The organism is Lactobacillus sp. WILCCON 0058, from assembly GCF_057198005.1.
Window position 1 is genome coordinate 803,009 of sequence record NZ_JBUBHM010000001.1, and the last position, 24,681, is coordinate 827,689.

The 24,681-nt window shown below is 51.2% G+C and carries 15 protein-coding genes and 3 rRNA genes; 16 read left to right on the forward strand and 2 right to left on the reverse strand.

Features of this window, described 5'->3' with window-relative positions; translation table 11 throughout:
* Positions 1 to 24 precede the first annotated feature (24 nt).
* The 8 genes from ACYVUU_RS03955 (at position 25) to rrf (ending at position 11,460) form a co-directional block, all read left to right on the forward strand.
* Positions 25 to 885 carry a MetQ/NlpA family ABC transporter substrate-binding protein gene (locus ACYVUU_RS03955; RefSeq protein ID WP_439776210.1) on the forward strand — a complete coding sequence of 287 codons (861 nt, stop codon included), beginning with the start codon at positions 25 to 27 and terminating at the stop codon, positions 883 to 885.
* Between the two features lie 36 nt (positions 886 to 921).
* Entirely contained in the window at positions 922 to 1,977 is a 1,056-nt protein-coding gene (locus ACYVUU_RS03960; protein WP_439776211.1) for a methionine ABC transporter ATP-binding protein, read from the forward strand.
* Positions 1,974 to 2,687: a methionine ABC transporter permease gene (locus tag ACYVUU_RS03965; RefSeq protein ID WP_439776212.1), complete on the forward strand. Its 714-nt coding sequence runs from the start codon at positions 1,974 to 1,976 to the stop codon at positions 2,685 to 2,687. The genes ACYVUU_RS03960 and ACYVUU_RS03965 overlap by 4 nt, the downstream gene beginning before the upstream one ends.
* A 163-nt stretch (positions 2,688 to 2,850) precedes the next feature.
* Positions 2,851 to 4,248: a flavocytochrome c gene (locus ACYVUU_RS03970; RefSeq protein WP_484500012.1), complete on the forward strand. Its 1,398-nt coding sequence runs from the start codon at positions 2,851 to 2,853 to the stop codon at positions 4,246 to 4,248.
* A 178-nt stretch (positions 4,249 to 4,426) separates the two neighbouring features.
* Positions 4,427 to 6,076, forward strand: coding sequence for a phosphoenolpyruvate carboxykinase (ATP) (locus ACYVUU_RS03975; protein ID WP_484500013.1), 1,650 nt, complete (start codon positions 4,427 to 4,429; stop codon positions 6,074 to 6,076).
* A 509-nt stretch (positions 6,077 to 6,585) separates the two neighbouring features.
* Positions 6,586 to 8,148: ribosomal RNA gene (locus tag ACYVUU_RS03980) — 16S ribosomal RNA — on the forward strand.
* A 218-nt stretch (positions 8,149 to 8,366) separates the two neighbouring features.
* Positions 8,367 to 11,273: ribosomal RNA gene (locus tag ACYVUU_RS03985) — 23S ribosomal RNA — on the forward strand.
* A 70-nt stretch (positions 11,274 to 11,343) separates the two neighbouring features.
* Positions 11,344 to 11,460 (forward strand): 5S ribosomal RNA (gene rrf / locus ACYVUU_RS03990).
* The 16S, 23S and 5S rRNA genes sit together here, the layout of an rRNA operon.
* Positions 11,461 to 11,616: 156 nt before the next feature.
* Here the strand turns inward: rrf and ACYVUU_RS03995 are convergent.
* Entirely contained in the window at positions 11,617 to 12,822 is a 1,206-nt protein-coding gene (locus tag ACYVUU_RS03995; RefSeq protein WP_484500014.1) for an aminotransferase-like domain-containing protein, read from the reverse strand.
* Between the two features lie 122 nt (positions 12,823 to 12,944).
* Between ACYVUU_RS03995 and ACYVUU_RS04000 the strand changes: the two genes are divergently transcribed.
* The 7 genes from ACYVUU_RS04000 to recQ all read left to right on the forward strand — a co-directional run bounded on the left by ACYVUU_RS04000 (position 12,945) and on the right by recQ (position 21,580).
* The gene (locus ACYVUU_RS04000; RefSeq protein ID WP_484500015.1) at positions 12,945 to 13,859 is read left to right on the forward strand and encodes a LysR family transcriptional regulator; all 915 of its coding nucleotides are present in this window, start codon (positions 12,945 to 12,947) and stop codon (positions 13,857 to 13,859) included.
* Between the two features lie 233 nt (positions 13,860 to 14,092).
* The gene (gene argS / locus ACYVUU_RS04005; protein WP_484500016.1) at positions 14,093 to 15,790 is read left to right on the forward strand and encodes an arginine--tRNA ligase; all 1,698 of its coding nucleotides are present in this window, start codon (positions 14,093 to 14,095) and stop codon (positions 15,788 to 15,790) included.
* A 217-nt stretch (positions 15,791 to 16,007) separates the two neighbouring features.
* A complete protein-coding gene (locus ACYVUU_RS04010; RefSeq protein ID WP_439775157.1) occupies positions 16,008 to 16,481 on the forward strand; it encodes an arginine repressor in 474 nt (157 codons plus the stop codon).
* Positions 16,482 to 16,491: 10 nt separating this feature from the next.
* The gene (gene coaBC / locus ACYVUU_RS04015) at positions 16,492 to 17,691 is read left to right on the forward strand and encodes a bifunctional phosphopantothenoylcysteine decarboxylase/phosphopantothenate--cysteine ligase CoaBC (RefSeq protein WP_484500017.1); all 1,200 of its coding nucleotides are present in this window, start codon (positions 16,492 to 16,494) and stop codon (positions 17,689 to 17,691) included.
* 127 nt (positions 17,692 to 17,818) lie between these two features.
* Positions 17,819 to 18,793: an amidohydrolase family protein gene (locus tag ACYVUU_RS04020; RefSeq protein ID WP_484500018.1), complete on the forward strand. Its 975-nt coding sequence runs from the start codon at positions 17,819 to 17,821 to the stop codon at positions 18,791 to 18,793.
* A gap of 1 nt (position 18,794) precedes the next feature.
* Positions 18,795 to 19,745 (forward strand): 2-hydroxyacid dehydrogenase family protein, encoded by a 951-nt coding sequence (locus ACYVUU_RS04025; protein WP_484500019.1) that lies wholly within the window; start codon positions 18,795 to 18,797, stop codon positions 19,743 to 19,745.
* Positions 19,746 to 19,810: 65 nt separating this feature from the next.
* Positions 19,811 to 21,580 carry a DNA helicase RecQ gene (gene recQ / locus ACYVUU_RS04030; protein ID WP_484500020.1) on the forward strand — a complete coding sequence of 590 codons (1,770 nt, stop codon included), beginning with the start codon at positions 19,811 to 19,813 and terminating at the stop codon, positions 21,578 to 21,580.
* Between the two features lie 57 nt (positions 21,581 to 21,637).
* Here the strand turns inward: recQ and ACYVUU_RS04035 are convergent, their stop codons facing one another.
* Positions 21,638 to 22,576, reverse strand: coding sequence for a nucleoside hydrolase (locus ACYVUU_RS04035; RefSeq protein ID WP_484500021.1), 939 nt, complete (start codon positions 22,574 to 22,576; stop codon positions 21,638 to 21,640).
* Between the two features lie 274 nt (positions 22,577 to 22,850).
* Between ACYVUU_RS04035 and uvrC the strand changes: the two genes are divergently transcribed.
* Positions 22,851 to 24,653 carry an excinuclease ABC subunit UvrC gene (gene uvrC, locus ACYVUU_RS04040; protein WP_484500022.1) on the forward strand — a complete coding sequence of 601 codons (1,803 nt, stop codon included), beginning with the start codon at positions 22,851 to 22,853 and terminating at the stop codon, positions 24,651 to 24,653.
* Positions 24,654 to 24,681 lie beyond the last annotated feature (28 nt).

A 24,681-nucleotide genomic window follows, 5' to 3' on the forward strand; every position in this document is an offset into this window, starting at 1 on the left:
GCTGTGTTTCTGGAGGTATTAATCATGAGAAAAAAGAAACAAAGAAACATTATTATTGCTGTTGTGGCCGTTGTAGTTGTGGCTGTTATCGCCTTCTTCTCCTTTGGCAAGAAGGGCGGTCAGCAAAGCGCTAAAACTGAAACGGTGACCGTTGGGACCGTTGGGGCAACCAAGGCTGAACGGGCTATCTGGAAGAGCGTGGCTGCCACGGCCAAGAAGAAGTATGGTATTATTGTCAAGACCAAGAACTTCTCTGACTACAACCAGCCAAACAGCGCCTTGAAGTCAGGGGACCTGGACCTTAACGCTTTCCAGCACTACAACTTCTTGAACAACTGGAACAAGGCCAACAAGAGCAACTTGGTAGCTATCGGCAAGACCTACATCGCTCCAATCCGTCTTTACTCACTTAAGTACAAGTCATTGAAGGCTCTGCCAAAGGGTGCTACGATCGCTGTTCCAAACGACGCGACCAACGAAGCCCGGGCTCTCTTGGTTCTGAAGAACGCCGGCCTGATCACTCTGAAGGGAACCAGCGCAACTAAGCTTTACACTGTTGCTGACATCAAGAGCAACCCGAAGAACTTCAAGATCAAGGAAGTTGCTACTGAACAAGCTGCCAGAGTTTTGAAGTCAGTTGACGCTGCTGTTGTCAACAACGACTACGCCAACCCAGCCGGCCTGGGCGACAAGCAAACCATCTACGTTGAACCAATCAACAAGGACTCATACCAATGGATCAACATCATCGTTGCCCGCAAGAAGGACAAGAACAAGAAGGCTTACAAGGAAGTCGTTAAGGCTTACCAGACTGAAAAGACCAAGCAGCTGTACAAGAAGTACTACGGCAGCAAGCAAGTTGCAGCTTGGGACGCCAAGTTCTAAGATTTTTAACTTAACCTAGAAAGAAGCTTTGATCATATGAGCATTATTCAACTGGACCACGTCAGTGTGACTTTTAAGCGGAAAAAGGCTGCCGATGTGCAAGCCGTGCAGGACGTGACTCTGCACGTCGAAAAAGGCGACATCTACGGGATCGTCGGTTTTTCCGGGGCCGGGAAGTCTACCCTGGTCAGAACCATCAACCTTTTGCAAAAGCCAACGGCTGGAGATGTCGTGGTTGAGGGTGTCGACTTTGTCAAAGACGGCAAGCAGGTGATCAGCGGCAAGGACCTGCAGGCCCGCCGCCGGAAGATCGGGATGATTTTCCAGCAGTTCAACCTACTGAATGAAACAACAGTCATTGAAAACATTGCCTTTGCCCTCAAGCACTCAGACCTCTCTGACGATGAGCTGGAAGAAAAATGCCACAAGCTTCTGAAGCTGGTTGACCTGGAAGACAAGGCCAATGCCTATCCAGCCCAGCTCTCCGGCGGTCAGCAGCAGCGGGTGGCGATTGCCCGCGCTTTGGCCAATGATCCGGAAATCCTTTTGTCAGACGAAGCAACCAGTGCCTTGGACCCACAGACGACCATCCAGATCCTGGACCTTTTGAAGAAACTAAACCGGGAACTGGGCTTGACCATCGTTTTGATCACCCACGAAATGGACGCGGTTAAGAAGATCGCCAACAAGGTGGCAGTTATGGAAAATGGCCGGGTCGTGGAAAACGGCAACTTACGGGATGTCTTCCTTCAGCCAAAGGCTGAACTGACCCAGAAGTTCGTCGGTGGCTCTTTGGCCGTAGTTGACACCTTGAAGAGCTTGAACATCAGCCTGGCTGAAAATGAAGCCCTCTACCAGCTGGTCTACAGCTTGAACAACGTGGCCAAGTCGATCATCATCGAGCTCTACCGGGAAGTCGGCGTGGAAGCATCGATGCTTTACGGCAACGTGGAAGTTTTGGCGGACGAACCGGTCGGGACTTTGCTGGTCACGGTCAAGGGGGATGCTGAAAAGCAGAAGGCAACCTTGAAGTTCTTAAACGACGAGGGTGTCACGGTAACGGAATTAGACGAAAGAGGTAACCGCTTATGATTAATGGTTTGGTACACTGGATCGCGCAGACCTTTCCAAATATTTACAACTTGGGCTGGAGCGGGGACACCGGCTGGGGCACCTCAATTCTGCAGATCATCTACATGACCTTCTGGCCGTCGATCTTCGGCGGAGTTCTGGGCCTCTTCTTCGGGGTTGTTCTGGTTCTGACCGAACCAGGCGGGATCCTGGAAAACAAGTTTTGGTTCAACTTCTGCGACAAGCTGATCTCCGTTCTGCGGGCCATTCCATTCATTATTCTTTTGGCCTTCATTTCACCTTTGACCCGCTTGATCGTGGGGACGGAAATCGGGGACACGGCTGCTCTGGTGCCACTGACTTTGGGGATCTTCCCATTTTATGCCCGCCAGGTGCAAGTCGCTCTGGAAAGCCTGGACCCGGGCAAGGTTGAAGCAGCCCAGAGCCTGGGCGCAAGCAACTGGGACATTATTTTTGACGTCTACCTCAAGGAAACGCGGTCAGAAATCATCAGGGTATCGACTGTTTCCATCATCAGTCTGATCGGCTTGACCGCTATGGCCGGGGCCGTTGGGGCCGGTGGTCTGGGTACGACCGCTATCCAATACGGCTACCGCGACTTCGCCAACGACGTGACCTTCCTGGCCACTCTCCTGGTCGTAATCATGATCTTCATCGTGCAAGTGGTCGGCGACTTCCTGGCCAAGAAGCTGAACCACCAGCACCGGTAAGTATTTTTTGAAAGAATCTTCTCATTGCAGGAGATTCTTTTCTTTTTGGCAAAGTTAGAAACAAATTGACATTTTTAAAAAATAGCCTTTTCAATTTTAAAAAGTTAAAAAATAGTTTATAATGTGGAGGTAAGTAATAAATAATTTGAGTAGAGGAACTATCATGGCAAAATACGAATTTAAGTCCACTCCAATCGATTTAGTCAACCCAAGCTACGACCTGGTAGTCATCGGGGCCGGTGGTACCGGTTTGTCTGCTGCCTTGCAGGCACATGAACTTGGCGCCAGCGTGGCTGTTTTCGAAAAGAACGAAGTTTTGGGCGGTAACACCAGCAAGGCTTCATCTGGGATGAACGCGGCTGAATCCCTGGTTCAATACAAGCACGGCATTATCGACAACAAGGCTGACTTCTACCAAGAAACCCTTAAGGGCGGCGGCAACTTGAACGATGAAGCAATGCTGACCTACTTCGTTGACCACGCTGCTCTGGCAATTGACTGGCTGAAGCAATACGGCGTTGAGCTGGATGACTTGACTATTACCGGGGGGATGAGCAAGAAGCGGGCTCACCGGCCAGCATCTATGGCGCCAGTTGGCGGCTACTTGATTACCGGCCTGTTGAAGAGCATTGAAGCAGCCCGGATTCCAGTCTTCAACAAGACCAAGGTTGTTAAGCTTTTGCAAGACGAAAACGGCAAGGTAACTGGCATTGACGTCGTTGGTCCAGATGGCCGCCGGCAAGTTATGGCCAAGGCTGTTATTTTGGCAACCGGTGGTTTCGGTGCTTCCAAGGAAATCATCAAGAAGTACCGGCCAGACCTGGAAGGCTACAAGACGACCAACCAAGCTGGTGCAACTGGTGACGGCTTGATCTTGGGTGAAGAAGCCGGTGCGGAACTGGTGCAAATGGACTTTATCCAAGTTCACCCAACTGCCCAAACTGATGGTGAAAAGACCTTCTTGATCGGGGAAGCTGTCCGGGGCGAAGGCGCTATTTTGGTCAACAAGGCTGGCCAGCGCTTCATCAATGAACTGGACACCCGGAAAGTTGTTTCAGCAGCCATCACTGGCTTGAATGAAGACGGTGCCTACCTCATCTTTGACCAAGGCGTCCGCGACCACGTTAAGGCAGTTGAATTCTACGACCACATCGGCCTGGTAGAACACGGTGCTACTTTGGAAGAACTGGCCGGCAAGATCGGCGTTGACGCAGCGGGCCTTGAAGCAACTGTTGCCAGCTGGAACGAAGCAGTCAAGAACCAAGACGACCAAGCCTTTGGCCGGACTACCGGGATGGACCGCGACATCTCTGTTGCTCCATACTTTGCTATTCACATTCACCCAGCTATCCACTACACGATGGGCGGTTTGCACATCAACCCTGAAACTCAAGTTTTGGGCAAGGACGACAAGGTTATCGAAGGCCTTTACGCGGCTGGTGAAGTTTCCGGGGGCCTGCACGGCAACAACCGGATTGGCGGCAACTCAGTTGCTGAAACTGTAGTCTTTGGCCGGCAAGCTGGTATCCAGGCAAGCAAGTTCGTGCGCGGCGAAAACTAAGCTGAAAAAGAACAGACTAAAATAGAATACTATCTTAGACAGCAGCTCTCAGGCTGCTGTCTTTTTTTACCAAGAATTAGCAAATTAAAGTTCACTCCTTCACATACCTGTGTTATGATAAAGGAAAACGGTTGAAACCGCTTTATGATAAATGATGTGATGATGAAAGGAAGAGATTATGAGCACTAGAGAACGTTTTAAGCAGAGTGAACTGGTCAAGGCTAATAAGAAGTTCAGCCGGGTACGGGCGACTATTGAATCAGCTTTTTACGGCAATAATGTTCATGAAGTCAAGAGTGTAGCTGAGGCATATGAACTGGCTAAAAGACAGCCAGGGGTGATTGAGACAGATCTGCCGATCCTGCACACCAGTGATTTGGGTCTGCCGGTCGGGGCCAAGCAATTGGTTTACAACCACGGCAAGGTCTTGGGCCGGACGGCGTCAGCCCGGCACTTTGTTGATGACCCAGATGAGGATGCGGCTGCATTAACTAATTGTCTGTATGAGGACATCTATGCGGGGCATGAGCAAAAGTATTTAAAGGCGACGGTCTTGGTTGGGCTGGATCCTTCATTTACATTAAAGGCCCACTTGATGCTGCCGGAAGATCAGGCTTTTAACCTGCTCAGTTACGTGCTCAACTTCAAATTTTTTGATGAAAAAGCGGCTGAGATGTATGAGCAGTCCAAGCTTTATGATGAAGGGGACCTCTACTTCTACTTTGACCCGAATGTAACGGATCCAGCTTACCCGGACGGACTGGCAATTTTTGACGCTCCGCATAACTGCGCCGCGGTGTTTGGCCTCCGCTATTTCGGGGAGCTGAAGAAGGGGACCTTGACTTTAGCCTGGGCCCTGGCCCACCGGCACGGCTATGCCGCCTGCCACGGGGGCGAGCAGGCCTTCCACTTTGAAGACAAGGAGGACAAGGTTTTCGCCTTTTACGGGTTATCAGGTTCGGGCAAATCAACCTTGACTCATGCTGATCATGGTGGCAAGTACGACATTACGGTTTTGCACGACGATGCTTTCATTATCTCAAGAGAAGACGGCAGCTCAGTAGCTTTGGAGCCCGCTTACTTTGACAAGACCCACGACTATCCGGCTGGTCACCACGAGACCAAGTACTACACCGCCGTAATGAACTGCGCGGTTACTCTGGATGAAGAAGGGCGGAAGGTATTAGTCACTGAAGACCTCCGAAACAATAACGGCCGGGTCATCAAGAGCCGGTATACTTCAGCCAATCGGGTCGATGTGGAAGAAAATCCAATCACAGCCCTCTTCTGGATCATGAAGGACAACTCTTTGCCGCCTGTATTAAAGGTGACGGATCCGGTTTTGGCCACGACGCTGGGCTTGACTTTAGCGACCAAGCGGACTTCGGCAGAGAACCTGCCAAAGGGTTTTGACATGAACACCTTGGTCATTGAACCTTTTGCTGACCCCTTCAGAGCTTACCCGGTAGCTGGCGACTATGGTGACTTCAAGGAGCTTTTCACCAAGCGCGGAGCTGAATGCTATGTTTTAAACACGGATGCTTTTTGCGGGAAAAATATTCCTAAGGAACTGACCCTGGAGATCATTGAAAAGCTGGTGGATGATACTGACCAGTGGGAAGCTTTTGGCGATTTTGCCGGTGTCAGCTATATGCCGCTTGCTGCCTATCCGGTTGACTTAGATTCAGCTGACTACAAGCAAAGCCTCCGGGCCCGGATGCAGGACCGGCTGGACTGGTTGAATGCTTATAACGGCGAGCATCCGAAGACGCCGCTGCCGGAAGAAGCCAAGGAATGCTTGGAAAAAATCGTGGCGGAACTAAAGTAAGCTACCTATCTCTTACCTTTTGACTATTTAACAGACCTCCGGGTCTGTTTTTTCTTTTACAAAAGAAAAATAAAAAAACTTGTCATTTTCGCTAGTGAAAATAGCAATATTCCGAACTATTGTGCCTTTAACAAATGATCCACGCCCAAAAGGCAAAACAAAAGGAAGAGGATACAAGTTAAAAAATATTACAACGCTGCCGGGTGCACCAATCATAAAACGAATGAAAAAGCAAATTTGACGAATCAAAAATAACGAGTATACTAATATTTGTTGCCGCGTGAGACAAGCAAGTCTCGCGGAGGCAAAAAGAAAATATCAAAAACTTGTTGACAAGAATCAAACAAGCGAGTAGGATATAAAACGTTGCGTCACTTGACGCAAGTTGGTACTTTGAAAACTGAACAAAGTTTCGCAGTGTGCGGGTCAAACATTGTTTGATCCAAGCAAATAAGCGAAGTCAATTCGCAAGCAAATAATCTGGAGCAGATTTAAAAAGGCTCAATTTTCAAATTGAGAGTTTGATCCTGGCTCAGGACGAACGCTGGCGGCGTGCCTAATACATGCAAGTCGAGCGAGCTGAATTCAAAGATTCCTTCGGGATGATTTGTTGGACGCTAGCGGCGGATGGGTGAGTAACACGTGGGCAATCTGCCCTAAAGACTGGGATACCACTTGGAAACAGGTGCTAATACCGGATAACAACATGAATCGCATGATTCAAGTTTGAAAGGCGGCGCAAGCTGTCACTTTAGGATGAGCCCGCGGCGCATTAGCTAGTTGGTGGGGTAAAGGCCTACCAAGGCAATGATGCGTAGCCGAGTTGAGAGACTGATCGGCCACATTGGGACTGAGACACGGCCCAAACTCCTACGGGAGGCAGCAGTAGGGAATCTTCCACAATGGACGCAAGTCTGATGGAGCAACGCCGCGTGAGTGAAGAAGGTTTTCGGATCGTAAAGCTCTGTTGTTGGTGAAGAAGGATAGAGGCAGTAACTGGTCTTTATTTGACGGTAATCAACCAGAAAGTCACGGCTAACTACGTGCCAGCAGCCGCGGTAATACGTAGGTGGCAAGCGTTGTCCGGATTTATTGGGCGTAAAGCGAGCGCAGGCGGAATGATAAGTCTGATGTGAAAGCCCACGGCTCAACCGTGGAACTGCATCGGAAACTGTCATTCTTGAGTGCAGAAGAGGAGAGTGGAACTCCATGTGTAGCGGTGGAATGCGTAGATATATGGAAGAACACCAGTGGCGAAGGCGGCTCTCTGGTCTGCAACTGACGCTGAGGCTCGAAAGCATGGGTAGCGAACAGGATTAGATACCCTGGTAGTCCATGCCGTAAACGATGAGCGCTAGGTGTTGGGGACTTTCCGGTTCTCAGTGCCGCAGCAAACGCATTAAGCGCTCCGCCTGGGGAGTACGACCGCAAGGTTGAAACTCAAAGGAATTGACGGGGGCCCGCACAAGCGGTGGAGCATGTGGTTTAATTCGAAGCAACGCGAAGAACCTTACCAGGTCTTGACATCCTGTGACAAACTTAGAGATAAGTCTTTCCCTTCGGGGACGCAGTGACAGGTGGTGCATGGCTGTCGTCAGCTCGTGTCGTGAGATGTTGGGTTAAGTCCCGCAACGAGCGCAACCCTTGTCTTTAGTTGCCATCATTAAGTTGGGCACTCTAGAGAGACTGCCGGTGACAAACCGGAGGAAGGTGGGGATGACGTCAAGTCATCATGCCCCTTATGACCTGGGCTACACACGTGCTACAATGGGCAGTACAACGAGAAGCGAACCCGCGAGGGCAAGCGGATCTCTTAAAGCTGTTCTCAGTTCGGACTGCAGGCTGCAACTCGCCTGCACGAAGCTGGAATCGCTAGTAATCGCGGATCAGCACGCCGCGGTGAATACGTTCCCGGGCCTTGTACACACCGCCCGTCACACCATGGAAGTCTGCAATGCCCAAAGTCGGTGGGATAACCTTTTAGGAGTCAGCCGCCTAAGGCAGGGCAGATGACTGGGGTGAAGTCGTAACAAGGTAGCCGTAGGAGAACCTGCGGCTGGATCACCTCCTTTCTAAGGAAAGACGCACAATCAGAGAGTGGGAACACTAATAGACGATTGTGAGTTACGGAAGCACACTGCAAAAGAAACTTTGTTCAGTTTTGAGAGTACCAACTCTCACTTGTACGTTGAAAACTGAATATCTTAATTCCAAGAAAAAACCGAGAATCATTGAGATCAATGAAAACATTGCAAAGCGACCGAGAGAGTTCGAAAGAACAAACTTGCAAGGTCAAGTGAAGAAGGGCGCACGGTGAATGCCTTGGCACTGGAAGCCGATGAAGGACGCGACTAACCGCGAAAGTCTTCGGGGAGCCGTAAGTAGGCTTTGATCCGGAGGTCTCCGAATGGGGGAACCCAGCATGTGCAGACATGCTATTCTTGTGTGAATACATAGCACAAGAAAGGAACACGCAGTGAACTGAAACATCTAAGTAGCTGCAGGAAGAGAAAGAAATATCGATTTCCCAAGTAGCGGCGAGCGAACAGGAAAGAGCCCAAACCGGCAGATTTATCTGCCGGGGTTGTAGGACTGAGACATGGCACTTCAGAGGATAGCAGAAGCGTTTGGGAAGACGCGCCAGAGAGGGTGAGAGCCCCGTAAGCGAAATCCAAAGAAGGCCTATCAGTATCCTGAGTAGGGCGGGACACGTGAAATCCCGTTTGAATCCGCGAGGACCATCTCGCAAGGCTAAATACTAACCAGTGACCGATAGTGAACCAGTACCGTGAGGGAAAGGTGAAAAGAACCCCGGGAGGGGAGTGAAAGAGAACCTGAAACCGTGTGCCTACAAGTAGTCAAAGCCCGTTAAGGGGTAATGGCGTGCCTTTTGTAGAATGAACCGGCGAGTTGCGTTAGTCAGCAAGGTTAAGTCAGAAAAGACGGAGCCGCAGCGAAAGCGAGTCTGAAGAGGGCGAGCAGTTGGCTGACGCAGACCCGAAACCAAGTGACCTACCCATGACCAGGTTGAAGGCGCGGTAAAACGCGCTGGAGGACCGAACCCACGTAAGTTGAAAATTGCGGGGATGAGTTGTGGGTAGCGGTGAAATTCCAAACGAACTTGGAGATAGCTGGTTCTCTCCGAAATAGCTTTAGGGCTAGCCTCGCAAAGAGGATGCTGGAGGTAGAGCTCTGTTTGGACTAGGGGCCCGTCAAGGGTTACTGAATTCAGATAAACTGCGAATTCCAGACATTTATGTGCGGGAGTCAGACTGCGAGTGATAAGATCCGTAGTCGAAAGGGAAACAGCCCAGATCACCAGTTAAGGTCCCAAAATTCATGCTAAGTGGAAAAGGATGTGGAGTTGCGCAGACAACTAGGACGTTGGCTCAGAAGCAGCCATCATTCAAAGAGTGCGTAATAGCTCACTAGTCGAGTGACGCCGCGCCGAAAATTTACCGGGGCTAAGCATGATACCGAAACTGTGGATGTGCATTATGCACGTGGTAGGAGAGCGTTCTAGCGGCGGAGAAGCATGACCGAGAGGACATGTGGAGCTTCTAGAAGTGAGAATGCCGGTATGAGTAACGAAAGACAGGTGAGAATCCTGTCCGCCGCAAGACTAAGGTTTCCTGGGGCAGGCTCGTCCGCCCAGGGTAAGTCGGGACCTAAGGCGAGGCCGAGAGGCGTAGTCGATGGACAACAGGTTGAGATTCCTGTACTGCACCGAATCGTTATGAGCGATGGAGGGACGCAGGAGGCTAGCAGCGCGTGGTGCTGGATACCACGTTCAAGCGTCAAGTCTGAGAGCGAGTCAAATGCTTGCTCTCATAAGGACAAGGCGTGATGAGGAGCGAAATTATAGTAGCGAAGGCTGCGACGTCACACTGCCGAGAAAAGCTTCTAGCCAGAAACGGTGCACCCGTACCGCAAACCGACACAGGTAGTCGAGGAGAGTATCCTCAGGTGAGCGAGAGAACTCTCGTTAAGGAACTCGGCAAAATGGCCCCGTAACTTCGGGAGAAGGGGCGCTGGTCGCAAGATCAGCCGCAGTGAAAAGGCCCAAGCAACTGTTTATCAAAAACACAGGCATCTGCAAAATCGTAAGATGAAGTATAGGTGCTGACACCTGCCCGGTGCTGGAAGGTTAAGAGGAGAGCTTAGCGCAAGCGAAGGTTTGAATTGAAGCCCCAGTAAACGGCGGCCGTAACTATAACGGTCCTAAGGTAGCGAAATTCCTTGTCGGGTAAGTTCCGACCTGCACGAAAGGTGTAATGATTTGGGCACTGTCTCAACGAGAGACTCGGTGAAATTATAATACCCGTGAAGATGCGGGTTACCCGCGACAGGACGGAAAGACCCCATGGAGCTTTACTGCAGTTTAATATTGGGTATCTGTCAAGCATGTACAGGATAGGTAGGAGCCGGAGAAGATAGGACGCCAGTCTTATCTGAGGCGCTGTTGGGATACTACCCTTGCTTGACGGATGCTCTAACTCAGGTCTGTGATCCAGGCCGAGGACAGTGTTTGACGGGCAGTTTGACTGGGGCGGTCGCCTCCTAAAGTGTAACGGAGGCGCCCAAAGGTTCCCTCAGAATGGTTGGAAATCATTCGCAGAGTGTAAAGGTAAAAGGGAGCTTGACTGCGAGAGAGACAACTCGAGCAGGTACGAAAGTAGGGCTTAGTGATCTGGTGGTACCGCATGGAAGGGCCATCACTCAACGGATAAAAGCTACCCTGGGGATAACAGGCTTATCTCCCCCAAGAGTTCACATCGACGGGGAGGTTTGGCACCTCGATGTCGGCTCGTCGCATCCTGGGGCTGAAGTCGGTCCCAAGGGTTGGGCTGTTCGCCCATTAAAGCGGCACGCGAGCTGGGTTCAGAACGTCGTGAGACAGTTCGGTCCCTATCCGTCGTGGGCGCAGGAAATTTGAGAGGAGCTGTCCTTAGTACGAGAGGACCGGGATGGACGCACCGCTGGTGTACCAGTTGTCTTGCCAAAGGCATCGCTGGGTAGCTATGTGCGGACGGGATAAGCGCTGAAAGCATCTAAGTGCGAAGCCCCCCTCAAGATGAGATTTCCCATTTCTTCAAGAAAGTAAGACACCTCAGAGACGATGAGGTAGATAGGCCGGGAGTGGAAGAAGCGTGAGCTTTGGAGCGGACCGGTACTAATCAGTCGAGGACTTGACCAAAAGAGCAAAGCAATGAAGGTTTTGACTTGGAAAGAGATATTCAGTTTTGAGCGTGCAAGCTCAAAGAGAGTGCGGTGGCAATGGCAAGAAGGATACACCTGTTCCCATGCCGAACACAGCAGTTAAGCTTCTTAACGCCGAAAGTAGTTGGTGGGAAACTGCCTGCGAGGATAGGAAGCTGCCGCGCGAGACAAGAGTCAGACGGAAGTCTGGCTCTTTTTGTTTTATATTCTTACGATAGAAATTGCTTTTTAGCCAGAAAATGGCCTACAATAGATTGACAGTTATTTAGCAGCAAAAAACCGCCCAAGTGTTGGACGGTTGCAAATAGTATTTAGCTGGTTTAGATTGCCATTCTCAGCTGAGCAGGGCTGAGGATTCTGCCCAAGCGTTCAGCGCCTTCATCGATCTGGCTCAGACTGGAACCAGTGAAGTTGACCCGGAGGCCGTTATTTTTGTCCCAATTAGGATAGAAGCTGGCAGAAGGCACGTAGATGAGGTGTTCTTTCGGCACAGCTTCGTCAAGCAAGAGCTGTCTGGTATCAATTTCATCTCCTAGTTCAACCCAGAAGAAGAAGCCGCCTTCCGGCTGGCTGATTTTGGCATCAGCTGGCAGGTAAGTCTTTAAAGCCTTGGCCATAGCATCCAGCTTGACCCGGTAGACCTTCTTCAGCTGGTCAATATGCTGGTCCAGGTCATTATCAGCCAGGTAGGCAGCAACAGTACCAGCGGCTAAGTACGGTACTTCCAGGTCAGCTGACAACTTCAAGTTGACCAGCTGCTCCTTGATTTCCGGACTGGCCACCAGCCAGCCTAAGCGGAAGGCAGGGGAAAGAATCTTAGAGAAGCTGGACAGGAAAATTACCCGGCCTTCGGTGTCAAAGCTCTTGATGCTTGGCAAAGTTTCCCCATGGTAGCGCAGGTCCCGGTATGGGGTGTCTTCCAGGATGACGAAGTCGTAGCGGTTAGCCAGTTCAACCAGGCGCTGGCGCTTGGCCAGGGACATGGTGATTCCGGTTGGATTGTGGAAGTCCGGCACCGTGTAGAAAAGCTTGATTGCCGGGTGCTTTTTCAGTACTTCTTCAAAGTAATCCAGGTTGACTCCGTCGTCTTCCAGAGGAATTTCGTGGTAGACTGGCTCGTAATTGTCAAATGCAGCCAGGGCTCCGACATAGCTGGGAGCTTCAACTGCCATTTCATCGCCAGCTTCCAGGAAAAGCTTGGCTACCAGGTCGATCCCCTGCTGGCCGCCAGCCGTCAGCAAAATGTCATCGGCGTTAGCCTCGATTCCCTGCTGCCTTGCCCGGTTTGCCAGATAGTCGCGCAAGTCGCCCGGCCCCTTAACGTCATGGTATTGGAAGGAGTGGGCCTGTTCCTGGCTAACGGCTTTTTGGTAAGCAGCTTGCAAAGCCTGGCTTGGGAAGAGGCTTTCGTCCGGGCAGCCGCCGCCAAAGGAGATGTTGTCGGAAAAGTTGCTTTCCGGGAAGAGCCCTTGCAGGCGGGATGGATTTTCAGTTTTGATTCTATTGGCAAAAAGCTTGCTTAACATTTTTCATTGCTCCTAATTGTATTGTCATTTGTGCGTTGACTATATTATAATTGCTTGAGTAAGAATAATAAAATTCAACTTGTTTAATTTTAAGTGAAATAATTTCATGTAAGGAGGGGCAAATGCTGCCATTTCCATATTTAGTCTTCAGGACGGTTATTGACCAGGGGACCTTCAACAAGGCTGCCCTGGTCTTAAACGTCACTCCGTCAGCGATCAGCCACTCGGTCAACCAGTTGGAGACGGAACTGGGCTTTCCAGTCTTCGTCAGATCAAGAAACGGGGTCAAGCTGACGCCTGATGGGGAAAGAATTCTCCCCTTGATCCAGGAAATTATCAATGACCAGAGCCGGCTGGAGCAGGTAGCCCAGCAGATTCAAGGCCTGGACACAGGTTTGATCCGGATTGGGGCTTTTTCTTCCGCCTGCATCAACTGGCTGCCGCCTTTGATCCAGAATTTTGCCAAAAACTACCCCCAGGTCAAAATTTCCGTCCGCCAGGCTGGCTTCAGCGAAATCACCCAGGCGGTGAAAAGCGGGCAGCTGGACCTGGGCTTGACCATGCTGCCGGAAAATGAGCAGGGGATCAGCTGCGAGAAAATTCTGGAAGACGAAATCTACTGCATTGCCCCCAAAAACTTCCAGGTCAAAAACGGTCACAGCGTCAGTGAAGAGGATCTGGTAAATTACAATTTTATCCTGCAGCAAAGTGACTACGACCTGGACACGAAAGCTGCCCTGGACCACTATTCCATCAAGTCAACGGCGATCCAGTTCTCCATTGACGACCAGTCAATCGTAGCCATGGTAGAAGCAGGCCTGGGCCTGGGCATCTTGCCGGCTTTGGCCCTGCAGAAGATGCAGGGAGAGGTCAAGATCCTGCCTTTCAGCACGCCCTTTTACCGGAAGATTGCCCTGGTGACTTCCAACCAGCAGCGCCTGGCTCCGTCAACCAGGCAGATGATCAAGAACGTGCATGAGCTGATTAGGCGCCAGTATCCTGGCGGTCGCTTGACCATGGAAGCTGAAAACGCATAGAATGCATGCAGTCTGTATAAATAGTATAATGAAATTATTAAAATCTGTTGTCACAGGCGCTAATCTCTTGCTATAATATACAGAGTAAAAATAAATGAGACTGCAAAGCGTTTTGTCACACTCGATGAGATTAATAGGAAGCATGAACTAAATTTTGCATCAGCGATGGGGCAAGCAAGCGCTGAGTGATTTTTATTCAATTTTTTAGACATAGGAAACAAAGAAGGTATTTTATGAACGGTAAACAACTTGTTGCAGAAGCCTTACAAATGGTTTTGCCAGACTGGTCACTGGAAGATATTGACGTCAAGATCGAACGTCCAAAGGATGAAAAGCTGGGGGATTACGCTTTTCCAACCTTTACTTTAGCCAAGACCATGCGCAAGGCGCCAAACTTGATCGCGGCTGAACTGGCTGAAAAGATTGACCAGGGGAATTTTGAAAAGGTTCAAGCAGTTGGTCCATACATCAACTTCTTCTTGGACAAGAGCCAGACTGGGGCGGCTATTTTGCAGGAAATCCTGGCTGACCCTGAAAACTACGGTGCCCGTGACCTTGGCCACGGCCGGAACGTTTCAACTGAATACTCATCACCTAACATTGCCAAGCCAATGGGGATGGGCCACCTGCGGTCAACCATGATCGGTGAAGCTATTGCCCGCATCCTGGCCAAGGAAGGCTTCAAGCCAATCAGAATTGACTACCTTGGCGACTGGGGCACCCAATTCGGGAAGATGATGGCTGCCTACAAGATGTGGGGTAACGACGCCGACATTGAAAAGGACCCAATCAACACCCTCTTGTCCTACTACGTCCGGATCAACCGGGAAGCTGAAGAACACCCGGAATACGATGAAGCCGGCCGGGAATGGTTCTCCAAGCTGGAACACGGCGACGAAGAAGCCAAGCGCCTGTGGAGCTGGTTCAGAGAAGTTTCCCTGGAACGGTTCAAGAAGGTTTATGACATGCTGGACGTCCACTTTGACTCCTTCACTGGTGAGGCCTTCAGTGCCCAAATGATGGATGAACCAATCAAGATCCTCCGGGACAAGGGCCTCTTGGTTAAGAGCCAAGGTGCTGAAATCGTTGATCTTGAAAAGTACAACCTGCCGCCTTTGATGGTTATCAAGAGTAACGGTACTTCAACTTACATCACCCGTGACCTGGCAACTGCCATGTACCGGAAGAAGACTTATGGCTTCTACAAGTCCATCTACGTTGTTGGCCAGGAACAAGAAGTCTACTTCCAGCAGCTGCGTGCCTGCTTGAAGGAAATGGGCTTTGACTGGGCAGACGACATTGTCCACATCAGCTTCGGTCTGATGAGCATCAACGGCCAGAAGATGTCTACCAGAAAGGGTAACGTCGTTAACCTGGAAGACGTTTTGAACGAATCCGTTGACCTGGCCCGCAAGCAGATTTCTGAAAAGAATGCCGGCTTGAAGAACGCTGACGAAGTTGCCAAGCAAGTCGGCATCGGCGCGGTTGTCTTCCACGACTTGAAGAACTACCGCCGCAACCCGATCGACTTCAACCTGGAAGAAGTTGTCAAGTTCGAAGGCGAAACCGGTCCTTACGTGCAATATGCCCGGGCCCGTGGCGAAAGCCTTTTGAGAAAGAGCGGCATTACCGACTTCTCAGATGTTGACTTGACCAAGATCGGCGCTGAAGAATGGGACTTGGTCTCCTTCATGGGCCGCTATGCCGACACCATTCAAAAGGCCATGGAAAGCTACGACCCAAGCGCGATTGCCAAGTACGCCCTGGAACTGGCCAAGCGCTTCAACAAGTACTACGCTCATACCAGAATTTTGGTTGATGACGTTGACGAAGATGTCAAGAAGGCCCGTTTGGCCGTTGTTCAAGCAGTCAGCCACGTCATCAAGTCAGCCCTGGACTTGCTGGACGTTAAGGCACCAGATGAAATGTAGTTTTTTATTTAAATTGAATGATATTAAATGCCTTGAATTTGCTTCAAGGCATTTTTTATTGGATAATGCTAATGGTGTTAGAGATTTTTGGGGAAATTTGATTAAAAAAAGCAGGATAAGTCAAGAATAATTAAATAACAGCTTTATTGAAATATAAAAGTGCGCTAAAATTAAAGGTATCTAAAACGCTTAAATATAAGATTAAGGGGCAATAATTATGAACTACAAAGAAAGAAGACAGCTGATTTACGAATTGATTCAAACCAACAAGATTGAAACGCAAGAACAATTGCTGCTCTTGCTGCAATCCCATGGAGCAAACGCAACCCAAGCCACCATCTCCCGTGACATTCACGCCTTGCACATCAGCAAGGTGCCAGATGATGATGGCCGCAGTTACTATGTCAAGGCGCCATCAGCTGCTGTTAACCGGGAAAGGCAGCTGAAAGACGCAATCCGGGAACGGGTGGCTACTGTTACTGCAGTTCAGTTCACGGTCGTTATTCAAACCAGCATGAAGCTGACTTACGCGCCAATTTTGGCAGGATTAATCGATGACATTGACAACGATGACGTAGTCGGCACGATTGCCGGCACCGATACCTTGCTGGTCATCTTAAAGGATGCTGAAGCAGCTGAACGCTTTGCTGACTGGGCACAAGCCATCGTCAAGGAACGGAAGATCTACTAAGGCGGCAGATATGGCAAGAATTTCGGTCTATATGACTGGCGGAATAGCGGCCTATAAGGCAGTCAGCGTTGTTCGCGGCCTGCAAAAGGCGGGCCATGAAGTTCGGGTAGCAATGACGGCCAATAGCGAAAATTTTGTTGGACCGGCAACCCTGGCAGCCTTGACGAAATGGCCGGTTTTAGACGACTTGTTCAGTCCGAGCCGGCAGGCTGAAATCGCCCATATTGACCTGGCTGACTGGAGCCAGCTGGCTTTGGTTGTACCGGCTGATGCTAACATTTTGGCCAAGATGGCCCAGGGGATGGGGGATGATGCAATTTCAACCACTCTCTTGGCCCTGCATTGCCCGCGCTTGATCGTGCCGGCAATGAACACCCACATGTGGGAAAATCCCGCTGTTCAGCGCAATATCCGCCTTTTAAAAGAAGGCGGCGACCGGATCATGGAGCCGGCCGTGGGCAGACTGGCTGAAGGCTACGCTGGCAAGGGCCGGATGCCGGAAGCTGAAGAAATCCTGGCCTGGCTTGAAGAGCAGCTGGACTTGCCGGCAAAAGGCAGGAGAATCGTCGTCACTGCCGGGGGGACCCTGGAAGCCATTGATCCGGTCCGCTTTATCGGCAACCGGTCAAGCGGCAAGATGGGTTTCCGCCTGGCAGAAGCCGCGGCTAGAAGAGGAGCCGAGGTGGACTTGATTTACGGGAACGTTTCAGTTTCTTTGCCAAAAGATGCCCGGATCCACCTGCATCCCGCCTTGTCAACTCAAGCCATGCTGGAGCGGCTAGAAGAACTTTTCCCAGCTGCTGACGCCCTTTTGATGGCGGCAGCCGTCAGTGACTGGCGGCCAAAAGAAGCAGCTGACCACAAGCTGAAGAAGCAGGACGGGGTAGAGGAGATGACCCTGCAGCTGGTCAAGAATCCGGACCTGTTAAAGACAATGGCCAAAAAGAAGCGGCCTGACCAAGTGGTCATCGGCTTTGCCGCTGAAACCAACGACCTTTTGGTCAATGCCAGCCGGAAGCTGGCGGAGAAGGGGGCCGACGCGATCGTGGCCAACGATGTCAGCGGGGATGCCTTTGGCGGCGACGAGGACCAGGTGACGGTCCTGGAAGCAGGCAAGGAGCTTGATCCTTGGCCGCGGATGAGCAAGCAGGCCGTGGCTGACCGCTTGATCGCGCTGACTTTGGACCGGCTGGCGGAAAAGAGCAATTAACAGAAATAGAGGAAAAGGCCTTTTACTTGGTGAAAGGCCTTTTATTTTTTCTGAAATTTTTGCTAAAATGAACCGCTTTCACTATAATAAGAGTAAGAGTTTCGTAAAAAAGATTGGGAGACGAACGATGAAGAAAATTGATGCCCACCTGCACTTGGTGCGGGACCTGGCCAGCTACAAGGGGAGCGGCAGAAGCAATGCCTTAGGGGGCGGCCTGGTGGTCTGGGACAATGGCTTTAAAACCCGCCTCTTTCCGGCAGGCTGGGGAGATGACTCTTTTAGACTAGCTGCCGCGAAAAAAGTGATGGAGGAGCACGATGTGGCCAAGGCCGTTCTCTTGCAGGGCAGCCTGTACGGCTTTCAAAACTATTACAGCTGGCAGGCGGCTAAGGCGGATCCAGAGCATTTTGCCCCGGCTTTTTCCGTTGACCCCTTTGCCAGTGAAGCGGAAAAAATCGTCAAGCGTCATGTTGAAGATTTAGGCTTCCGGGCCTTGAAGCTGGAAGTCAGCCAGGCCGGCGGCCTCATGGGCTACCATTTGCCTTTTAACCTAGCGGAAGACGAGCGCCTGGGCAAGATTCTGGACTATCTCAGTTCTTATCCGGGCTTCGCGGTAGCCGTGGACTATGGTGACAGCAGCCAGGCCAGCCACCAGCCCCGGTCTTTGGCCCGGCTGGCTAAGCGTTACCCAGATTTGGACTTTGTCCTCTGCCATCTGTCTTTCCCCAAGCCCGGCCAATTGGCCTTGCTGGAAAAAGAATTGGCCCTGTTGGCTCCTTTGCCAAACATCAGCTTTGATCTGGCGGCTTTGCAAGACATTGCCGGCGAGCAGACTTATCCTTACCCCTTCTGTCAGGAAGCGGTGGGCCTGGCCAAAGAAATCGTTGGGGCAAAAAGACTTTTATGGGGCAGCGATGCTCCCTGGTCAGCCACTTTCAATGATTACGGCCAGCTTTATTCCTGGCTGGAAGATTCGGGGATTTTTTCAGAAACAGAAATGGCAGATATATACTATGGCAATGCGGAAAGAATCTATTTCAAGGCAGACCACGTGGCGGCATTAAAAGCCAGCCGCGATCCGCTGTTTGAGGGAGATGCATAAGATGGAAAATGCGAAAGTTTTGGTGGCGGGCTTGGCAGTCAAGAGCCTGCCCGAATTGGAAAAAGTCTGCGAGGTGACCTTTGCCCCGGAAGAGGCTGGCAAGGACTGGTATCTGGCTAACTTGGGGGAATTCGATGCCTTGATCACCGGCAAGCTGCCAGTTGACCAGGAACTGCTGGACGCGGGTAAAAAGCTCAAGATCGTTTCCGCGACCGGGGTTGGCTATGACCATATCGACGTGGACTATGCCAGCAGCCAGGGGATCATCGTGTCCAACTGTCCGGCCAGCGTCATGCAGCCGACGGCGGAAATGGCCTTTACCCTCCTTTTGGCCCTCAGCCGGAAACTGGCCCTCTACAATCAAGAAATGCGGCAAGGGAACTTCTTGGACACGGGCCTGGCGGAAAACCAGGGGCAGAGCCCGGTCGGCAAGACTTTGGGGATCTTCGGCATGGGGAGAATCGGCAAGACCCTGGCCAGCTATGCCCGGACTTTCGGGATGAACATTCTCTACCACAACCGCCACCAATTGCCGGAAGATGAAGAGCGGGCCCTGGGGGTCAGCTATGTCCCTTTGGCTGACCTGCTCAGCCAGGCTGACTATGTCAGCTTGAACGCGCCAGCGACGCCGGAAACTTACCACGTGATCGATGAAGCAGCCTTGAGCATGATGCAGCCGTCTGCCTTTTTGATCAATACTTCCCGGGGCAGCCTGGTCGATGAAGCGGCGCTTTTGCGGGCCTTAAAGGCCAAGCGGATCGCCGGGGCGGGCTTGGACGTGTTTGAAGAAGAACCGGACTTCAACAAGGAATTCTGCCAGCTGGACAACGTGATCCTGACCCCGCATGCTGGCAGCGCCACCCGGGAATCCCGGCGCAGCGTCTTGCAAGAAGCCAGTCATAATATCGTCTCCTTCCTGGTCAACGGAGTTCCGGTCAACCGGGTCAACTAAAAGATGCGAAAGCATCTTTTTTTCGTTATCATTAAATGTAAAGCGAATTAAAGGGGGCAGAGAGCTTGCTTGATCCACAGCAGGTCTTAAAGAAGTATTTTGGCTATGACAGTTTTCGGCCAGGCCAAAGAGAAATTATTGAAAAAGTTATCCGGGGGGAGAATGTCCTGGCCGTTATGCCGACCGGTGGCGGGAAGTCTCTTTGCTACCAGATCCCGGCCTTGATGATCCCGGGCACGACCGTAGTCATCTCGCCCTTGATCTCTTTGATGAAGGACCAGGTTGACAGCCTGCGCGAATACGGAATTCCGGCCGCGGCACTTAACAGCTCCACGGCCCAGGAAGACGTCAATCCAATCTTAAGAGCCTGCTATGAAGGAAAAATCAAGCTGCTCTACGTGACGCCGGAGCGCATGGAGATGGACTATTTCCGCTATCAGCTCAACTTCTTGGAGGTCAATTTGGTCGCCATCGATGAGGCCCACTGCATTTCCCAGTGGGGGCACGACTTCCGGCCGGCCTACCGAAAGCTGAAGGACGGGATTAATGCCCTCCATACCCGTCCTAATGTTTTGGCCCTTACAGCCACGGCCACCAAGGCAGTTAGAGAAGACATCGGCCAGCAGCTGGATATTTCTGAAAAGAATTTTGTCATCACCAGTTTTGAAAGAAAAAATCTTCGCTTCAAGCTGGTCAACGCGCCCAAAAACAGCCGGGCCTATATCGTCAACTATTTAAAGCAGCACCGGGGAGAAGCTGGAATCATTTATTCCAACACTCGGAAAAAAGTGGAGGGGCTGACCGAATTTTTGCGCCGGGAGGGCTTTAACGTCGCCGCCTACCATGCAGGGATGTCCAATGAGGAGCGGGCCCAGGTCCAGGACGACTTCCAATATGACCGGATTCCCTTGATTGTGGCCACGAATGCTTTTGGCATGGGGATCGACAAGAGCAATGTCCGCTTTGTTATTCACGCAAACAGCGCCAAGAATCTGGAGGCTTATTACCAGGAAGCCGGCCGGGCCGGCCGAGACGGACTGGAAAGTGAGGCAGTAATGCTCTTTCACCCAAGCGATCTTAGGCAGTTCCGCTGGTTTATCGACAATTCTGAAGCTGATGAATCCTACCGGCAGGTCCAGTACCAGAAGCTGCAGACGATCAGCGACTATGCCAATACCGACGAGTGTCTGCAGCAATTCATCGTCCGCTACTTTGGCCAGGACTGCCCGCCTTGCGGTAAGTGCAGCAACTGCCTCAGCCAGGGTGATTTCCAGGATATAACGGCTGAGGCTCAGGCCATCATCGGCATGGTCTATGACTTAGACGGCCGCTATGGCAAAAAGATCGTTGCCCAGGCAGTAACAGGGTCTAAAGTCAAAAAAATCAGTGAAATCGGAGCAGATGATTGTGTCCACTACGGTCTGCTCAAAGGGAAAAAGCAGACTGATGTAAGCAGCTTGGTCGACTACTTGGTCTCAAAGGGCTACCTGCAGCTGGTGGGGGACCGGTATCCCTTGGTCCACGTGACCAACCGGGGCTGGGACGTTCTGGACGGCAAGGCCAGGGTCAAAAAGCGCCAGGAAGCCAAAAGCGAGCAGCTTGCTGAAACAGGCGGTGACCAGGTCCTCTTTGAAGAGCTCAGAAAGACCCGCCGGGCCCTGGCTCAGAAGCGGGGAGTGCCGCCTTTTGTCATCTTTTCTGACTTGTCCTTGCGCGATATGGCGGCCAGGAAGCCGCAAACGCCGGAGGAGCTGCTCCAGTGCAGCGGGGTCGGGGATGCAAAATTGGCCAACTATGGAAAAACCATGTTAGCCGTAATCAAAAAATATGGATGAAAAAACCTTCAGAAGAAAATCTTCTGAAGGTTTCGTCATTATTATCGTTTTATTTTTTTAGAAAAGCTTGGCCTTTTCGCACAGATCGTCAAAGCGTTCCCAGAACTTGTCGTAGTTGGCGGAAGTTACCAGGGTCATTGGCCGGCCGTTTTCAGTTTCAAAGAAGCGGGCAGCCCGGTCGCCGTCAGTGTAGACATCGGACTTGGTTTCCCGGGTCGTGGCGATTTCCGGGTAAAGGGCGCTCATGGTGGTCAAAACGTCCCAGAGATAGTAAGTTGAGTCGACTTCAAAGGAGTTGACCAGGGCGTAGACATAGCCCAGGAATTCAAAGGCCGGGTACTTGCGGTTAACCGCAAAGTGTTGGCGCATTTCATCGGTCAGAGGCAGTTCTTCAGTTGATTCCAGACCAACCTGTTGGATCTTGATCTTGGAGTCCCAGACCGTCTTGCAGGCTTCCGGATCCCACCAGGCATTCCATTCCTGGGTTCCGTCAGCGCATGGAGCGTAAACGTTGCCGTGGGCGTTCAAAGACCCGCCCATCCAGTAGAGTTCTTCGATCTTGTCTTGAATGCTTGGGTCGATTTCCAGGGCCCGGGCTAAGTCAGTCAAGGGGCCAGTGAAGACCAGAGTAACCGGGCCGTCAGCGGCGTGGATCTTATCGATCATGTCCAGGTGGGCCGGCTTAGCGGCAACCGGCGTTTCAACAGTGCCTTTTTCATTCAAGATCGGGAAGTGGTCAACGGAAAAAGCTGACACTCTCCAGGCTTCCGGGAACTGGTGGACTGCCCGGGAGTCAGACTTGGCCACTTCCAGCTTGTCGCCGCGCTGGTTGAAGCGGTCGATCAGCTTGCGAGACGCGGAAACGCCTGGTTCAACATAGCCGTCAGCATCGGTTACCCCGACCCCGATCAGCTTGATGTCGGGTGCTAAAAGCATCAGCAAAAGTGAAGTAAAGTCGTCCATGTTGCTGTCATGGTTCAAGTAGAAGTTCTTCATGTAATCTTACCTTCCTAAAATCCTATAGTCTTAACAATAATATTATACGTGATAAGCTGACGAAAGACAGCCGTTTCAGTGAAAAAAAGTTTATTTTGCACTAAAAGTCGAACGAGCTTTGCCGTAGAAGAATTATTGTTAAAAGATGTTTATCTTTCTTCCGCCTTGGTCATGAAAAATCATTAAAATATTTTTGAGATTATAGGCGGATCAGTGTTAGAATAATACTTTTCGTGATAAAATCGTACGGTAAATGAATCGCGGGGAGGCAGACATGGCAAGTCAATTGATTGAAAATAAATTGAAATTGCTGCCGGAAAAGGCCGGTTGCTATCTGATGAAGGACGTCAACGGCAAGGTTATCTATGTTGGCAAGTCCAAGAACCTGAAAAACCGGGTCCGGTCCTACTTCAAGAGCAGCCAGGAAGGCCGCCGAGCCGAGCTGGTCAAAAACATTGCCGACTACGACATCATCGTGGTGGATTCCGACAAGGAAGCTTTTTTGCTGGAAATCACCCTGATCAAAAAGTACCAGCCCTATTACAATGTTGCTCTGAAGTCGGGAACAGGCTACCCCTACATTGAAATCACCAATGAGAGAAATCCCCAGACCCGTCTTACCTCGATCGTCTACAAAGACAAGGGCTACTATTTTGGCCCTTACCCCAACGTCTACGCGGCCAGCGCGACCTTAAAATTCATCCAGAAGGTCTTTCCTTTGCGCCGCTGCAGCGGCTATACTGGCCGGCCTTGCCTTTACTACCACATGGGCCAGTGCCTGGGCAGCTGCTTTAAGGAAGTGCCGCAAAGCGAATATGATGAGCAGATCAAGAAGATCAAGCGCTTTTTGAACGGGGACATCCAGGCTGTTAAGAAAGACTTGACGGACAAAATGCTGGAAGCCTCGGCAAATTTGGAATTTGAAAGGGCGGGGGAACTCCGGGACCAGCTCAAATACATTGAAGAAACGGTTGAAAAGCAGAAGATCATCTCCAACGACCACACCCAAAGAGACATCTTCAACTATTACGTGGACCGGTCCTGGATTTCCATCCAGGTCTTCTTTTTGCGGCAAGCCAAGCTCTTGCGGCGGGAATCGCACATGTTTCCTTTGACTGATGAAACTGATCCGGAAGACGAATTCATGTCCTTTATTGCCCAGTTCTACGCGCAAAAAAACCGGGTTAAGCCCAGGGAGGTCCTGGTGCCTAAAGGCATCGACCAGGATGAACTGGCAGCGGCGATCGGCATCAAGGTCCGGACCCCGCAAAGAGGGCAGAAGGCTTCTTTGATGGAGATGGCCAGAGAAAATGCCCAGTTGAAGCTGGATGACAAGTTCCGCCTGCTGGAGCTCGGCCAGCGCAAGACCAAGGGGGCCCAGGAAGAAATTTTCAAGGCCCTGGGTCTGCCTTACGGGTCATACATTGAGAGTTTTGATCACTCCCATATTCAAGGGGCGGACCCGGTCTCGGCCCTGGTTGTCTTTAAAGACGGGGAGCCCGTTAAAACTGGCTACCGGAAGTTCAAGCTGAAGGGGGAAGTCGAGCACCAAAACAGCGCCGATGAAGTCGGCAACACCCGGGAAGTCGTCCGCCGCCGCTACAGCCGCCTGTTAAAAGAGCACGAAAGAATGCCGGACCTCATCTTGATGGACGGGGGGCAGATCCAGGTGGAAGCCTGCGAGGACGTCTTAAGAAATGAGCTGAACCTGGATATTCCGGTAGCCGGGATGGTAAAAGATGACAAGCACCGGACCAACCACCTCTTGTACGGTGATCCTTTTAACGGCCAGCCTTTTAAAATGATCCCAATGGACCCGAAGTCAGAGGGCTTTTACCTTATGACCCGGATCCAGGATGAGGTCCACCGCTTCGCCATCACCTTCCACCGGCAGACCCATGCCAAGAATTCCCTGGTCAGCCGGCTTGACTCCATCAAGGGCATCGGCCCTAAGAGCCGAACCAAGCTTTTGCGGGAGTTTGGCTCTTTAAAGAAGATCAAGGAAGCTTCAATCGACGATCTGCGCAAGGCGGGACTGACTTTAACCCAGGCGCAGGCTGTCAAAATTTCCCTTTAGCTATTGGGCAAAATAGCTTATTATTAAA

Bases quoted from the DNA above. Each gene is read 5' to 3' on its own strand.
- ACYVUU_RS03955 (WP_439776210.1), top strand. From the start codon at position 25: ATGAGAAAAAAGAAACAAAGAAACATTATTATTGCTGTTGTGGCCGTT.
- ACYVUU_RS03960 (WP_439776211.1), top strand. From the start codon at position 922: ATGAGCATTATTCAACTGGACCACGTCAGTGTGACTTTTAAGCGGAAA.
- ACYVUU_RS03965 (WP_439776212.1), top strand. From the start codon at position 1,974: ATGATTAATGGTTTGGTACACTGGATCGCGCAGACCTTTCCAAATATT.
- ACYVUU_RS03970 (WP_484500012.1), top strand. From the start codon at position 2,851: ATGGCAAAATACGAATTTAAGTCCACTCCAATCGATTTAGTCAACCCA.
- ACYVUU_RS03975 (WP_484500013.1), top strand. From the start codon at position 4,427: ATGAGCACTAGAGAACGTTTTAAGCAGAGTGAACTGGTCAAGGCTAAT.
- ACYVUU_RS03995 (WP_484500014.1), bottom strand. From the start codon at position 12,822: ATGTTAAGCAAGCTTTTTGCCAATAGAATCAAAACTGAAAATCCATCC.
- ACYVUU_RS04000 (WP_484500015.1), top strand. From the start codon at position 12,945: ATGCTGCCATTTCCATATTTAGTCTTCAGGACGGTTATTGACCAGGGG.
- argS (WP_484500016.1), top strand. From the start codon at position 14,093: ATGAACGGTAAACAACTTGTTGCAGAAGCCTTACAAATGGTTTTGCCA.
- ACYVUU_RS04010 (WP_439775157.1), top strand. From the start codon at position 16,008: ATGAACTACAAAGAAAGAAGACAGCTGATTTACGAATTGATTCAAACC.
- coaBC (WP_484500017.1), top strand. From the start codon at position 16,492: ATGGCAAGAATTTCGGTCTATATGACTGGCGGAATAGCGGCCTATAAG.
- ACYVUU_RS04020 (WP_484500018.1), top strand. From the start codon at position 17,819: ATGAAGAAAATTGATGCCCACCTGCACTTGGTGCGGGACCTGGCCAGC.
- ACYVUU_RS04025 (WP_484500019.1), top strand. From the start codon at position 18,795: ATGGAAAATGCGAAAGTTTTGGTGGCGGGCTTGGCAGTCAAGAGCCTG.
- ACYVUU_RS04035 (WP_484500021.1), bottom strand. From the start codon at position 22,576: ATGAAGAACTTCTACTTGAACCATGACAGCAACATGGACGACTTTACT.
- uvrC (WP_484500022.1), top strand. From the start codon at position 22,851: ATGGCAAGTCAATTGATTGAAAATAAATTGAAATTGCTGCCGGAAAAG.